General features: G+C 59.0%; 13 protein-coding genes. 9 read left to right on the top strand and 4 right to left on the bottom strand.

Annotation, left to right across the window (positions count from 1 at the left end; translation table 11 throughout):
- The 9 genes from RTP97_RS14535 (at position 1) to trpS (ending at position 8,287) form a co-directional block, all read left to right on the top strand.
- Positions 1–402: a HofP DNA utilization family protein gene (locus RTP97_RS14535; RefSeq protein ID WP_312414861.1), complete on the top strand. Its 402-nt coding sequence runs from the start codon at positions 1–3 to the stop codon at positions 400–402.
- Positions 311–1,573 carry a DNA uptake porin HofQ gene (gene hofQ, locus RTP97_RS14530; protein WP_312414859.1) on the top strand — a complete coding sequence of 421 codons (1,263 nt, stop codon included), beginning with the start codon at positions 311–313 and terminating at the stop codon, positions 1,571–1,573. The genes RTP97_RS14535 and hofQ overlap by 92 nt, the downstream gene beginning before the upstream one ends.
- A gap of 285 nt (positions 1,574–1,858) precedes the next feature.
- Positions 1,859–2,380: a shikimate kinase AroK gene (gene aroK / locus RTP97_RS14525; RefSeq protein WP_003861630.1), complete on the top strand. Its 522-nt coding sequence runs from the start codon at positions 1,859–1,861 to the stop codon at positions 2,378–2,380.
- Positions 2,381–2,434: 54 nt separating this feature from the next.
- Positions 2,435–3,523 carry a 3-dehydroquinate synthase gene (gene aroB / locus RTP97_RS14520; RefSeq protein ID WP_312414856.1) on the top strand — a complete coding sequence of 363 codons (1,089 nt, stop codon included), beginning with the start codon at positions 2,435–2,437 and terminating at the stop codon, positions 3,521–3,523.
- A 90-nt stretch (positions 3,524–3,613) separates the two neighbouring features.
- Positions 3,614–4,948 (top strand): cell division protein DamX, encoded by a 1,335-nt coding sequence (damX, locus tag RTP97_RS14515; RefSeq protein ID WP_312414853.1) that lies wholly within the window; start codon positions 3,614–3,616, stop codon positions 4,946–4,948.
- A 65-nt stretch (positions 4,949–5,013) separates the two neighbouring features.
- Complete coding sequence (gene dam / locus RTP97_RS14510; protein WP_312414850.1) at positions 5,014–5,838, top strand: adenine-specific DNA-methyltransferase; 825 nt, start codon at positions 5,014–5,016, stop codon at positions 5,836–5,838.
- A 17-nt stretch (positions 5,839–5,855) separates the two neighbouring features.
- Entirely contained in the window at positions 5,856–6,533 is a 678-nt protein-coding gene (rpe, locus tag RTP97_RS14505; RefSeq protein ID WP_312211896.1) for a ribulose-phosphate 3-epimerase, read from the top strand.
- Positions 6,526–7,290, top strand: a complete 765-nt coding sequence (gene gph / locus RTP97_RS14500; RefSeq protein WP_312414847.1) for a phosphoglycolate phosphatase — start codon at positions 6,526–6,528, stop codon at positions 7,288–7,290. Before rpe ends, gph begins: the two co-directional genes overlap by 8 nt.
- A complete protein-coding gene (gene trpS / locus RTP97_RS14495) occupies positions 7,283–8,287 on the top strand; it encodes a tryptophan--tRNA ligase (protein WP_312414844.1) in 1,005 nt (334 codons plus the stop codon). Before gph ends, trpS begins: the two co-directional genes overlap by 8 nt.
- A gap of 125 nt (positions 8,288–8,412) precedes the next feature.
- On the opposite strand, the gene cysG is transcribed toward trpS, so the two are convergent.
- The 4 genes from cysG to nirB form a co-directional block, all read right to left on the bottom strand.
- The gene (gene cysG / locus RTP97_RS14490; RefSeq protein WP_312414842.1) at positions 8,413–9,786 is read right to left on the bottom strand and encodes a siroheme synthase CysG; all 1,374 of its coding nucleotides are present in this window, start codon (positions 9,784–9,786) and stop codon (positions 8,413–8,415) included.
- A gap of 20 nt (positions 9,787–9,806) precedes the next feature.
- A complete protein-coding gene (nirC, locus tag RTP97_RS14485) occupies positions 9,807–10,613 on the bottom strand; it encodes a nitrite transporter NirC (RefSeq protein ID WP_312414841.1) in 807 nt (268 codons plus the stop codon).
- 83 nt (positions 10,614–10,696) lie between these two features.
- Entirely contained in the window at positions 10,697–11,023 is a 327-nt protein-coding gene (gene nirD / locus RTP97_RS14480) for a nitrite reductase small subunit NirD (protein WP_042393096.1), read from the bottom strand.
- Entirely contained in the window at positions 11,020–13,563 is a 2,544-nt protein-coding gene (gene nirB, locus RTP97_RS14475; protein ID WP_312211901.1) for a nitrite reductase large subunit NirB, read from the bottom strand. Before nirB ends, nirD begins: the two co-directional genes overlap by 4 nt.
- Positions 13,564–13,805 lie beyond the last annotated feature (242 nt).

The following is a 13,805-nucleotide window of genomic DNA, read 5'->3' as shown; positions in this document are numbered from 1 at the left end:
ATGCGCAGAGCGTTACTGCTGATGCTGATGCTGCCGCTGCTGCTGGGTATGCGCGACCCTTTCCAGCCGCTGCCGGACCGCTGTCAGACGGCGGCGCTGGCCCAGTGGCGTTACCAGGGCTTTATCACCGTTAACGGCCAGCGCCGGGGCGTGCTGCGTAACCCAGAGGGGAGATGGCACAGAGCGGCAGTGGGGCAGAGCCTGCCGCCCGGCTGGCGCGTCGTCTCGGTCACGGATCGGACGTTACAGGTTGCCACCGCCGCGGGCTGCGAACCGGCGCTGTGGCAGTGGCAGCGACAAGGAGCTAAGGATGAAAAAGTGGATAGCGGCAGCAGGGCTGCTTCTCAGCGCGCTGACGGCGGAGGCAAAAAGTCCCGTACCGGTGACGCTGATCGTCGATGATGTGCCGGTGGTACAGGTATTGCAGACCCTGGCGGAGCTGGGAAAGTACAATCTTATTGCTGCGCCAGAGGTCAGCGGCACGCTCTCTCTGCATCTGGTGGAGGTCCCGTGGGCGCAGGCCCTGCAGACGGTGATCGCCAGCGCCGGGCTGGTTTTACAGAGAGAGGGCAACGTTCTCCAGGTACATACTCAGGCCTGGTGGCAGCAGCAGCAGGAGAAGCGTGAGGCCGACAAGGCGAAGCAGCAGCGCGCCCTGCCGCTGGTGGGAAAGAGCGTTACGCTACGCTATGCCGAGGCGGAAGCGCTGGCCAAAGCGGGTGGCAAGCTGCTCAGCCCACAGGGAACGATGCTGGCCGATAAGCGCATGAACCGCCTGCTGCTGCGCGACAACGCGGCTACGCTGCAGGCCATCGAGCGCTGGATCGCAGAGATGGATCTGCCCGTCGCCCAGGTGGAGCTGGCGGCGCATATTGTGACTATTAATGAAAAGAGCCTGCGCGAGCTGGGGGTGAAGTGGACGCTGGCCGAGGCACAGGCGGCTGGGAAGATCGGCGATATTACCGCACTGAGCAGCGATCTTGCGGTGAGTGAGGCCACGACGCGGGTCGGATTTAACATCGGGCGCATCGATGGCCGGATGCTGGACGTTGAGCTGTCAGCCCTTGAGCAGGCGCAGCAGCTGGAGATTATCGCCAGCCCGCGCCTGCTGGCCTCTCATCAGCAGCCCGCCAGCATTAAGCAGGGCAGCGAGATCCCCTATCAGGTCTCCAGCGGCGAGAGCGGCGCGACCTCAGTCGAGTTCAAGGAGGCGGTGCTCGGCATGGAGGTGACGCCAACGGTGCTGCAGGGCGGCAGGGTGCGCCTGAAGCTGCGCATCAGCCAGAATATGCCTGGCCAGGTACTCCAGCAGGCGGACGGTGAGGTGCTGGCCATCGATAAGCAGGAGATTGAAACTCAGGTGGAGGTGGGCAGCGGCGATACGCTGGCGCTGGGGGGGATCTTTCAGCAACAGAATAAATCCGGTAGTGAGAGCGTGCCAGGGCTTGGCAGCCTGCCCTGGCTGGGCCACCTCTTTCGCCACGACGGTCACGATAATGAGCGGCGCGAGCTGGTGGTTTTTATCACGCCACGCCTCATGCCGCTGCATGAAGGGGGAAAGGGTAAAGCTTAAATATGATGATTTTTGCCGTGAACTGAACTCAGGTGTTTGACGTGGGGGATGAATTAGCTTACAAGGAGTACCGATTTTGAGCGTCAGCTACTCCCGTCTTACCTCAATTGACCTCTTCGCAAGGTTGGTGATTTATTCAGTTGCCAAAACGGCGCGAGTATTGAGATAATTTTCAGTCTGATTCTCGAACTTACGCATATGAGGTTTCAGTTCATGTCCTGCTCCGCCAGGTGTCTGCGAAGTGGGTTTACCATTAACGAATAGTCTTATAGTAGTACCGAAAAAATGGCAGAGAAACGCAATATCTTTCTGGTTGGGCCTATGGGTGCCGGCAAAAGCACTATTGGGCGTCAGTTAGCTCAACAACTCAATATGGAATTTTACGATTCTGATCAAGAGATTGAGAAACGAACCGGAGCTGATGTGGGCTGGGTCTTCGATGTAGAAGGTGAAGAAGGTTTCCGCGATCGCGAAGAAAAGGTCATTAACGAACTGACCGAGAAGCAGGGCATTGTGCTGGCGACAGGCGGCGGCTCTGTGAAATCCCGCGAAACCCGTAATCGTCTCTCCGCCCGTGGCGTAGTGGTGTATCTGGAAACCACTATCGAAAAGCAGCTGGCTCGTACTCAACGCGATAAAAAGCGTCCACTGTTACAGGTGGAGACGCCGCCGCGGGAAGTTCTCGAAGCGCTGGCTGACGAACGGAACCCTCTTTATGAAGAGATTGCCGACGTCACCATCCGCACCGACGATCAGAGCGCAAAAGTAGTCGCAAACCAGATTATTCATATGCTGGAAAGCAACTGATTCTGGCTTAATATAACGCCTGCAGGTTTTAGCAATTGAGGTGGATGTCGCGTCATGGAGAGGATTACCGTCACTCTTGGGGAACGTAGTTACCCAATCACCATCGCGGCTGGTTTGTTTAACGATCCAGCTTCCTTCTTGCCTTTGAAGTCTGGCGACCAGGTGATGCTGGTCACTAACGAGACGCTGGCTCCGCTCTATCTCGAAAAAATCCGCCATGTTCTCGAACAGGCGGGCGTGCGGGTTGACAGCGTCGTGCTACCGGACGGCGAGCAGTATAAAAGCCTGGCGGTACTGGATACGGTCTTCACCGCCCTGTTGCAGAAACCTCACGGGCGTGACACAACGCTGGTCGCCCTTGGCGGCGGCGTGGTCGGCGATCTTACCGGCTTCGCGGCAGCGAGCTATCAACGTGGGGTGCGCTTTATTCAGGTGCCCACCACGCTCCTTTCTCAGGTCGATTCCTCCGTTGGCGGCAAGACGGCGGTGAATCACCCTCTCGGCAAAAATATGATCGGCGCGTTCTACCAGCCCGTCTCGGTAGTCGTCGATCTCGACTGCCTGGCGACGCTGCCGGCGCGTGAACTCTCCTCTGGTCTGGCTGAAGTGATCAAGTACGGCATCATCCTTGACGCCGCATTTTTTGGCTGGCTGGAAGAGAACCTTGATGCGCTTCTGCGCCTCGACGGTCCCGCCATGGCGTACTGTATTCGCCGTTGTTGTGAGCTGAAAGCCGACGTTGTCGCCGCGGACGAGCGCGAGACGGGCTTACGTGCTTTACTCAACCTGGGCCATACGTTTGGTCACGCTATCGAAGCCGAGATGGGCTACGGTAACTGGCTGCACGGTGAAGCGGTGGCGGCAGGAATGGTTATGGCAGCACGCGCGGCTGAACGCCTTGGGCAGTTTAGCCGTGACGATACGCAACGAATCATCACTTTACTTACGCGCGCTGGCCTGCCGGTCAACGGTCCGCAGGAGATGTCCGCAGAAGCCTATATTCCTCACATGCTGCGTGACAAAAAGGTGCTGGCGGGCGAGATGCGTTTAGTCCTGCCGCTGGCAATAGGGAAGAGTGAAGTGCGTGGCGGAGTGCCACACGATGTTGTTCTTGGCGCTATTGCTGATTGCCAGCAGGCGTAAAAATAGAAAGGTCTGGCCACGCCAGTCGTGGTGTTTAACTTCGGGCGATGCGCACTAGTGGTTGGCATTAGCCTTTGAGTGGGGTGTTAAATGGATGAATTCAAACCAGAAGACGAGCTGAAAACCGATCCCAGCGATCGTCGCCCAGGGCGTAATCGCCCGTCTTCTGAACGCGACAGCGATCCGCAGATCAACTTTGATGATGTCGACCTGGACGCTGACGATCGTCGCCCTTCACGGACGCGTAAAGCACGTGAAGAGATTGACGAAAGCTATGACGAAGAGGCTGAGCTGGAAGAGAGCGCCGTGGATGAGGAGCGCGTAGAGCGTCGTCCCCGCAAGCGTAAAAAAGCCCCTGCCGCCAAATCCGCCTCCCGCCAGTACCTGATGATGGGGCTGGGGATCCTGGTTCTGCTGCTGCTGATCGTGGGCATCGGCTCCGCGCTGAAATCGCCTGCCGATAAGTCCGGCAGCGAGCAGGCCTCGACGGAGAAGAGCGTCAACCTGTCAGATAACGCCGCCGACCAGGCCAACGGCACGCAGCCTGCGCCGGGCACAACGTCCGCTGAGCAGACGGCGGGTAATCCGCAGGATGTCTCTCTGCCGCCAATCGCCTCTACCCCAACCGAGGGGCAGACCACTGCCGCGCCGGAAGGGCAGCAGCGCGTAGAAGTGCAGGGCGACCTGAACAACGCTCTGGCGCAGCCGCAGAATCAAAACCAGGTAGACAGCGTGGCGGTGAACTCCACCCTGCCAACCGAGCCTGCTACCGTTGCCCCGGTGCACAACAGCAAGGCAGCAGAGTCGCGCCAGACCGCCGCTTCTGAGCGTCAGGCAACTGCAACCGAGCACCGTGCCGCACCGCGCACCGAGCGTCAGCAGACAACGATCGAGCCGAAGCCTGCCCAGAGCGCACCGAAAGCAGCAGCCCAGCCGAAGCGCACCGAGACCGCGACCACCGCGCCGGCGGCCAGTGCCCAGCCTAAAGCGACGGCCAGCGCAGCCCCTGCGGCGAAACCGTCTGCGGCGGTAACGGCAACGGCGCCAACCCAGTCGGCGAAGCCTGCCACGACAACCTCTGCGCCAGCCGCCGCCGCACCGGCAGCAGCAGCGCCAGCGGCATCTGGCAACGCCTCTACCGGCAACGTAGGTTCCCTGAAGTCAGCGCCGGGCAGCCACTACACGCTGCAGCTGAGCAGCTCGTCGAACTACAACAACCTGAACGCGTGGGCGAAGAAAGAGAATCTGAAAAACTTCGTGGTTTATCAGACCTCGCGTAACGGCCAGCCGTGGTATGTGCTGGTGAGCGGCGTCTATGCTTCGAAAGATGAAGCGAAACGCGCTGTCTCTACGCTGCCAGCCGACGTACAGGCGAAAAACCCGTGGGCGAAGCCGCTGCATCAGGTGCAGGCCGATCTCAAATAGTGAGTAAAGCGCAAATGCTGTCGGGCTTACGCCCCAGCTGCAAAGGGTGTTATTAGTTAGTCAGCATGAAAAAGAATCGCGCTTTTCTGAAATGGGCAGGGGGAAAATACCCCCTGCTCGACGATATTAAAAAGCATTTACCCCCGGGTGAATGCCTCATCGAACCCTTTGTCGGGGCCGGGTCGGTATTTCTCAATACCGACTTTTCGCGCTATATCCTTGCGGATATCAACAGCGACCTGATTGGCCTCTACAACATCGTTAAAACCCGCACCGATGAGTACATTCTCAACGCCCGCGAGCTGTTTACGCCGCAGCATAATCAGGCGGAGGTCTACTACCAGCTGCGCAGCGAGTTCAATCAGTGTCGGGATGCCTTGCGGCGTGCGGTGCTGTTTTTATATCTGAACCGCCACGGCTATAACGGCCTGTGCCGCTATAATCTGCGCGGTGAGTTTAATGTGCCCTTCGGCCGCTATAAAAAGCCCTACTTCCCGGAAGCCGAGCTGTACCATTTTGCTGAAAAGGCGCAGAAGGCAGAGTTTCGTTGCCTCTCCTATGAGGAGTGCATGGCGCTCGCCGACGTAAACTCCGTGGTCTATTGCGATCCGCCCTATGCGCCTCTCTCCGCGACGGCGAACTTTACCGCCTACCATACCAATAGCTTTAGCCCGCTAGAGCAGGCGCGTCTGGCAGAGATGGCGGAAGTGCTGGTCAGCAAGCAAATCCCGGTGTTAATTTCGAATCACGATACGCCGGACACCCGTGAGTGGTACAAAGCGGCGACGCATTTTCAGGTTAAAGTGCGACGCAGCATTAGCAGCAACGGTGGCACACGCAAAAAGGTGGACGAACTGCTGGCGCTCTATCGCCCGGCAGATAAAAAATAGTTCTCAAGGAGATGCGGATGAAACAGTATTTGATTGCCCCTTCAATTCTGTCGGCTGACTTTGCCCGCCTGGGTGAGGACACCGCTAACGCGCTGGCGGCCGGTGGCGACGTGGTGCATTTTGACGTCATGGATAACCACTACGTCCCCAACCTGACCATGGGGCCAATGGTATTGAAAGCCCTGCGCGACTACGGCATCACCGCCCCGATTGACGTTCACCTGATGGTGAAGCCGGTGGATCGTCTGATCCCGGATTTCGCCGCCGCGGGGGCGAGCATCATTACTTTCCATCCGGAAGCCACCGAGCACGTCGACCGCTCGCTGCAGCTGATCAAAGAGCACGGCTGTAAAGCGGGGCTGGTATTCAACCCGGCGACCTCCCTGAGCTGGCTTGACTACGTCATGGACAAGCTGGATGTGATCCTGCTGATGTCGGTCAACCCGGGCTTCGGCGGCCAGTCCTTTATTCCTCATACTCTCGATAAGCTGCGCGAAGTGCGCCGCCGCATTGACGCCTCCGGCTACGACATTCGCCTTGAAGTTGACGGCGGCGTGAAGGCGGATAATATCGGCGAGATTGCTGCCGCGGGCGCAGATATGTTTGTCGCCGGCTCGGCCATTTTTGACCAGCCGGACTACCGCAAAGTCATCGATAAGATGCGCAGCGAGCTGGCAAAGGTGCATCATGGCTAAAAAAATCGACGGAATCCAGGCGGTTGCATTCGACCTCGACGGCACGCTGGTGGATAGCGCGCCGGGCCTGACCCATGCGGTAGACCAGGCGCTGTATGCCCTGGAGCTGCCTGCTGCCGGTGAGGCGCGGGTGGTGACGTGGATCGGCAACGGTGCAGACGTGCTGATGCAGCGGGCGCTGGCCTGGTCTCGTCAGGAGCACGCCAGCCAGCGTGCAATGGCGGGCAAACCGGCTATCGATCATGCTGCCATTCCCGAAGAGGAGCAGGCCCGCATTCTGCGCAAGCTGTTTAACCGCTACTACGCCGAGGCCGTTGAAGAGGGTAGCTTCCTCTTCCCGGACGTGGCGGGCACCCTGGCGGCGCTGCATGAAGAGGGCTATCCGCTGGCGCTGGTGACCAATAAGCCGACGCCGTTTGTTGCGCCGCTGCTCGAGGCGCTGGATATTGCCCGCTACTTCACGCTGGTTATCGGCGGTGACGACGTCAAAAACAAAAAGCCGCACCCGGAGCCGCTGCTGCTGGTAGCCGAGAAGCTTGGGGTGGTACCGCAGGCGTTGCTGTTCGTCGGCGATTCGCGGAATGATATTCAGGCGGCGAAGGCGGCTGGCTGCTGCGCCGTGGGCCTGACCTATGGCTACAACTATGGCGAAGCCATCGCGCTGAGCGAGCCGGATCATATCTTCGACCATTTTAAAGAGTTACTGCCCGCGCTTGGGCTTCCATATAGTGAACATCAGGAACAGAAAAATGACTAAGCCCATCGTCTTTAGTGGCGCACAGCCCTCAGGTGAACTGACCATCGGCAACTATATGGGTGCGCTGCGTCAGTGGGTAACCATGCAGGATGAGTACGACTGCATCTACTGTATCGTGGATCTCCACGCCATCACCGCGCGCCAGGATCCTGAGAAGCTGCGCAAAGCCACCCTGGATACGCTGGCGCTCTACCTGGCCTGTGGGATCGATCCCCAGAAGAGCACCATTTTCGTTCAGTCCCACGTGCCGGAGCATGCCCAGCTCGGCTGGGCACTGAACTGCTACACCTATTTCGGTGAGCTGAGCCGCATGACCCAGTTTAAAGACAAGTCAGCGCGCTACTCTGAGAACATCAACGCCGGCCTGTTTGACTACCCGGTGCTGATGGCGGCGGATATTCTGCTCTATCAGACCAACCAGGTGCCGGTCGGTGAAGACCAGAAGCAGCATCTGGAGCTGAGCCGTGATATCGCCCAGCGCTTCAACGCCATCTACGGCGACGTGTTCAAAGTACCAGAGCCGTTCATTCCGAAATCCGGTGCCCGCGTGATGTCCCTGCTGGAGCCGACCAAGAAGATGTCCAAGTCTGACGACAACCGCAACAACGTTATCGGCCTGCTGGAAGATCCGAAGTCGGTAGTGAAGAAGATCAAGCGTGCGGTAACCGACTCCGAAGAGCCGCCGGTGGTGCGCTATGACGTGAAGGAGAAGGCGGGCGTCTCTAACCTGCTGGATATCCTCTCTGGCGTGACCGGGCAGAGCATTGCCGAGCTGGAGCAGCATTTTGAAGGTAAAATGTACGGCCATCTGAAGGGTGAAGTGGCGGAAGCGGTTTCCGGTATGCTGACTGAACTTCAGGAGCGCTACCACCGCTACCGTAACGATGAGGCCTTCCTGCAGCGCATCATGAAAGAGGGTGCCGAGAAAGCCAGCGCCCGCGCCGCAGAGACGCTGAAAGCGGTATACGAAGCAATCGGCTTTGTTGGCAAGCCTTAAAATTACGTTGTAAGGCTAATGTAGGCCCGGTAAGCGCAGCGCCACCGGGCGTTTCTATGCTGATGCAGCAATGCCGGGCGGCACTGCGTTTGCCCGGCCTACGATGACTACGATTACAGTCGCGATCAGTGGTGCGAGAACCAGTTCAGCTTGTCGCGCAGAGCAACGACGCGGCCAACGATGATCAGCGCCGGGCTCTCAACCTGCTGCGCCAGCGTACCCAGCTCGCTCAGTATCCCGCTTACTACCCGCTGCTGTACCGCCGTGCCGTTCTCCACCAGGGCTACCGGCATATCCGCCTGCATTCCGTGCTCAATAAGCTTCTGCTGAATAGTTGCGGCCTGGTTTAGCCCCATATAGAACACCAGGGTCTGCTTCTCTGCGGCCAGGTTTTCCCAGTCCAGCTCGCCGCCGGTTTTCAGGTGGCCGGTGATCAGCCGCACGCTCTGGGCATAGTCGCGGTGGGTTAGCGGAATACCGGAGTAGGCGGAACAGCCCGAGGCGGCGGTAATGCCCGGCACCACGGAGAAGGGGATCCCCGCATGGCACAGCGTCTCCAACTCTTCGCCGCCGCGGCCAAAGATAAAGGGATCGCCACCCTTCAGGCGCACCACGCGCTTGCCGGACTGCGCCTGGCGCAGCAGGATCTGGTTAATCTCCTCCTGCGGCACGCAGTGGTAGCCCGCGCGTTTGCCGACAAAAATACGATCGGCGTCGCGGCGCACCAGGTTCATAATGTCGTCTGACACCAGACGGTCGTAGACCACCACGTCCGCCTGCTGGATCTGCTGTAGCCCTTTCAGCGTCAGCAGGCCAGCATCGCCCGGCCCTGCACCGACCAGCACCACCTCCCCCCGGTTATCGAGCGGCGCGTTAAACAGCGACTCCGTCTCTTTGTCGATGGCGAGACGATCGCTGTTCGCCAGATACTGAGCGAGACGGTCGTTGGTAAAAAACTTCTCCCAGAAGCGGCGGCGCTCGGCCATGGTCGCGAAGGTGGCTTTCACTCGTCCGCGCAGGGTTCCGGCGTAGCCGGCAATTTTGCCGAGGTGCAGCGGCAGCAGCGACTCCAGCTTCTCCCGCAGCAGGCGCGCCAGCACCGGCGAAGTACCGCCGGAGGAGATCGCCACCATCAGCGGCGAGCGGTCGATAATCGACGGCATGATAAAGCTCGCCTCTTTCGGCGCATCGACCACGTTACAGAAAATGCGGCGCGCTTCTGCCGCATCGCTGACCTGCTGATTAACCGCATCATCGTCGGTAGCGGCAATCACCAGCCAGCAGGGATCGAGCAGCGCCTCATCGAAGTGACCTTCGACCAGGGTGACCATGCCTTCGTCCGCCCATACGGTAAACTGCGGATCGAAGTGCAGCGCATTGACGGTAAGACGCGCACCGGCTTCCAGAAGCAAGCGGGCTTTACGCTCTGCGACATCGCCACCGCCGACGAGCAGGCAGTCGCGATCGCGTAACTGGCAAAAAATAGGAAGATGGTGCACGACATAACCTCGTTATCGTTTTAGGGGCTGACGGTTTCCTGCGCGGCGTTTTTAGCAGGAGCAGGACGCTCTGCGCGAGGGGTAGCATACCAATATCCCAGCCCCATAAATATGGCCCCGGATAAAGTATTCCCCAGCGTAACCCACAACAGGTTATGTCCGATACCGGTAAGGGTATAGGCTTCGCTGTGGTGGCCGAACCACGATAAAGCGAACAGGGTCATGTTGGCAACCGAGTGCTCGTAGCCGGAGGCGATAAACGCCAGCAGGCACCACCAGATAGCGAGGAACTTCGCCGCGCCCTCAGTACGGATCGCCATCCAAATCGCCAGGCAAACCAGCCAGTTGCAGAGCACGCCTTTGAAGAACAGCACGCTGGCAGGGGCGCTGGTTTTCGCCAGCGCGACGGTGTGCACCAGGCTGGTATCGACCGACAGCAGGCTGCCGCCGCCCCAGAAGTAGAGCAGAGCCACAAGCACCGAACCCACCAGGTTGCCCAGCCAGGTTTGCGGCAGGATCGTCCACATCTGACCGTGGCTGATGGTGCCCGCCTTAACGCCCAGGGTTAGAAACATGGTGTGGCCGGTAAACAGCTCGGAGCCAGCAATGATCACCAGCGTCAGCGCGATGCCGAAGGTAGCACCCATCACCAGCGGACGTACCGCCGGGTCCAGCAGATTACCGAGGGTAAAAATCAGGATAATCGCCAGGCCTACGTAGGCACCGGCCATTGCGGAGCTGATCCAGAAGCCCAGCGGATTATGTGTAGAGAGGCGTGCAATGCGCGCAGCGTTAGCCGCACACTTGTTGATAGTGTCGGTAAACATAGGGTTGATCATCCAAAGTTAGAAAAGAAAAAGTTAAAAAAGAGAAAGTTAACGGGCGAGGGCATTGCACCCCCGCCAGGGTATTACGCTTTAATTTGTACTTCGCCGTCTTTAACCCGCGCATCGAAGCGCGCCACGGAGTGGTCCGCATCCTCCATGCACAGGCCGTCGCGCAGGCGGAAGCGCTGCTTCTTCAGCGGGCTGGCCACCCACAGCTCGCCATCGTGCTCGGCGATGATGCCCCGCGACAGTACGCTGGCCTCAAAGAAGGGATCGATGTTGCTGATGGCGTAAACCTGCTCATCGGCCCGCGGACGGAAGATGGCGATCTGCTGGTTGTTCAGCAGGGCGCAGACGCCGGTTGCCGGCACGATGTCAGCGAGCTGACAGACGGTGTTCCACTGGCTCATACGGTTTCCTCCACCAGGGTGACCGGGATACGCTCATACGGCGTAGCCGGGCGATGCTGCTGACGTTCCGGTACGATCTGTACTGCCGGGTCGCGGCGATCGCTGTTGATAAAGTGTTTGAAGCGCACCTGCGCCTGCGGATCGTTGACGGTGGCAGTCCACTCGCAGATAACGGCGTCGCGCAGGCGGGCCATCTCCGCTTCCAGCTGGCTGTTCAGGCCAAGCTTGTCGTCGATAATCACGCTCTTCAGGTAGTCAATGCCGCCTTCCAGATTGTCCAGCCAGGATGCGGTACGGGTCAGCTTGTCGGCGGTGCGGATGTAGAACATCATAAAGCGGTCGAGATAGCGCACCAGCGTGTCGCGGTCGAGGTCCGCCGCCAGCAGATCCGCATGGCGTGGTTTCATCCCGCCGTTACCGCAGACGTAGAGGTTCCAGCCTTTTTCAGTGGCGATGATGCCCACGTCTTTGCCCTGCGCTTCCGCACATTCACGGGTGCAGCCAGAGACGCCAAACTTCATTTTGTGTGGGGTACGGATGCCTTTGTAGCGGTTCTCCAGCTCGACGCCGAAGCCCACGCTGTCGCCTACGCCGTAGCGGCACCAGGTCGAACCGACGCAGGTTTTCGCCATCCGCAGCGCTTTAGCGTAGGCATGACCGGTTTCGAACCCGGCTTCAATCAGCTGACGCCAGATCTCCGGCAGGTCATCTTTCTGTGCACCGAACAGGCCGATACGCTGGGAGCCGGTGATTTTGGTGTAGAGGTTAAACTCGCGGGCGATACGTCCCACCTCCATCAGCCCTTCCGGGGTGATTTCGCCCCCGGCAGAGCGCGGGATCACCGAGTAGGTGCCGTCTTTCTGAATGTTGGCGAGGAAGTTATCGTTGGTATCCTGCAGCGGCGTATGCTGCGGCTTCAGAACATATTCATTCCAGCAGGAGGCGAGCAGGGAGCCAACGGTAGGTTTACACACTTCACACCCGTAGCCTTTACCGTGTTTCGCCAGCAGCTCGTCAAAGGTTTTGATCCCTTCCACGCGGATCAGGTGGTACAGCTCCTGACGGGAGTAGGCAAAGTGTTCACACAGGCTGTGGTTCACTTCGATGCCCTGTTTCGCCAGCTCGGCGTTCAGCACCTGAGTCACCAGCGGGATACAGCCGCCGCAGCCGGTTCCGGCTTTGGTTTCCGCCTTCAGCGCGGCCACCGTATGGCAGCCTTTGTTGATTGCGGAGATCAGCATGCCTTTGGTCACGTCGAAGCAGGAGCAGATCTGCGCGCTGTCCGGCAGCTTATCGACGCCGATAGAGGGTTTTCCGCTGCCCGCGTGGGCGGGCAGGATCAGCGCGTCCGGGTTCTCCGGCAGCTCGATGGCGTTCAGCACCAGCTGCTGTAAATTGCCGAAGTCGCTGGTGTCGCCCACCAGTACCGCACCGAGCAGGGTTTTGTTGTCCGGGCTAACGATCAGGCGTTTGTAGACCTCTTTGCTCTCGTCCAGATAGACGTAGCTGCGGGAGTTCGGCGTGCGGCCATGGGCATCGCCAATACCGCCCACGTCCACGCCCAGCAGCTTCAGCTTGGCGCTCAAATCCGCCCCTTCAAAAGCGTTCGGGGTACCGAGGATATGGTCTACCGCCACCTGTGCCATTTTGTAGCCAGGGGCGACCAGGCCGTAGACGCGGTTGTTCCAGCTGGCGCACTCGCCAATAGCGTAGATATCCGGGTCGGAAGTCTGGCAGGTATCGTTCACCATGATGCCGCCGCGCTGGGCCGTCGCCAGGCCGCACTGGGTCGCCAGCTTGTCGCGCGGGCGAATACCGGTTGAGAAGACGATAAAGTCGATCTCCAGGCTGCTGCCGTCGGCAAAGCGCATGGTCTTACGACCCTCTACGCCCTCCTGGACAATCTCCTGGGTGTTTTTGCTGGTGTGCACGCGCACGCCCATGCTCTCAATTTTGCGTTTCAGCTGCTCGCCGCCCATCTGGTCAAGCTGCTCGGCCATCAGCATTGGCGCGAACTCAATGACGTGGGTCTCGACGCCGAGGTTCTTCAGCGCCCCGGCGGCTTCCAGACCGAGCAGGCCGCCGCCTACCACTGCGCCCCGGCGGCTACGGCGCGCGCAGGCTTCAATGGCGTTCAAATCTTCAATGGTGCGGTAAACAAAGCAGTCCTGGGTTTCGGAGCCTTTAATCGGTGGGATCCACGGATAGGAGCCGGTAGCCATAATCAGCTTATCGTAATAGACCGTGCGGCCCGCGCTGGAGTGGATCACCTTCTCCTGGCGGTTGATAGTGATAGCACGCTCGCCCACCAGCACCTTGACGCCGTGCTTCTCGTAGAAGCCTTCCCGCACCAGAGAGAGCTCTTCGGCGGTGTGGTGAGAGAAGTAGGAAGAGAGGTGTACGCGATCGTAGGCTTTCCGCGGCTCTTCACAAAACACGGTAATGTCGAAACGGGCAGCGTCAGCTTTATCGAGAAGATCCTCAATAAAACGGTGGCCGACCATGCCGTTACCGATAATAGCGATTTTGACTTTGCTCATTTTTGCCTCGATTTCTTTTCTATTACTGCCTACCTTAACGATTCAGCCGCGGCGTTTATTGATGCAAATCAAATTCACCTTTACCTACTCCCTAAGGAGTATATTGCTGATTTAACAGCATTTTTCTAAGTCACGGAATTAGCTGGCTTTTCGCGATAGCGCAAATAACATACAAAAAAGAGGGTTTTTTCCTGCGCTGCCTTACCACTAAAGTTTAAAGGCGTTTAACTATTGGGAGGGGA

Source organism: Pseudescherichia sp. (assembly GCF_031998825.1).
Classification (GTDB): domain Bacteria; phylum Pseudomonadota; class Gammaproteobacteria; order Enterobacterales; family Enterobacteriaceae; genus Pseudescherichia.
Note: the sequence above shows the minus strand (reverse complement) of the source record. Positions and strands in the feature narration are given on the sequence as shown.

What these genes read in the sequence shown, in the direction of transcription:
- RTP97_RS14535 (WP_312414861.1), top strand. Translation starts at nt 1, where the DNA reads ATGCGCAGAGCGTTACTGCTGATGCTGATGCTGCCGCTGCTGCTGGGT.
- hofQ (WP_312414859.1), top strand. Translation starts at nt 311, where the DNA reads ATGAAAAAGTGGATAGCGGCAGCAGGGCTGCTTCTCAGCGCGCTGACG.
- aroK (WP_003861630.1), top strand. Translation starts at nt 1,859, where the DNA reads ATGGCAGAGAAACGCAATATCTTTCTGGTTGGGCCTATGGGTGCCGGC.
- aroB (WP_312414856.1), top strand. Translation starts at nt 2,435, where the DNA reads ATGGAGAGGATTACCGTCACTCTTGGGGAACGTAGTTACCCAATCACC.
- damX (WP_312414853.1), top strand. Translation starts at nt 3,614, where the DNA reads ATGGATGAATTCAAACCAGAAGACGAGCTGAAAACCGATCCCAGCGAT.
- dam (WP_312414850.1), top strand. Translation starts at nt 5,014, where the DNA reads ATGAAAAAGAATCGCGCTTTTCTGAAATGGGCAGGGGGAAAATACCCC.
- rpe (WP_312211896.1), top strand. Translation starts at nt 5,856, where the DNA reads ATGAAACAGTATTTGATTGCCCCTTCAATTCTGTCGGCTGACTTTGCC.
- gph (WP_312414847.1), top strand. Translation starts at nt 6,526, where the DNA reads ATGGCTAAAAAAATCGACGGAATCCAGGCGGTTGCATTCGACCTCGAC.
- trpS (WP_312414844.1), top strand. Translation starts at nt 7,283, where the DNA reads ATGACTAAGCCCATCGTCTTTAGTGGCGCACAGCCCTCAGGTGAACTG.
- nirC (WP_312414841.1), bottom strand. Translation starts at nt 10,613, where the DNA reads ATGTTTACCGACACTATCAACAAGTGTGCGGCTAACGCTGCGCGCATT.
- nirD (WP_042393096.1), bottom strand. Translation starts at nt 11,023, where the DNA reads ATGAGCCAGTGGAACACCGTCTGTCAGCTCGCTGACATCGTGCCGGCA.
- nirB (WP_312211901.1), bottom strand. Translation starts at nt 13,563, where the DNA reads ATGAGCAAAGTCAAAATCGCTATTATCGGTAACGGCATGGTCGGCCAC.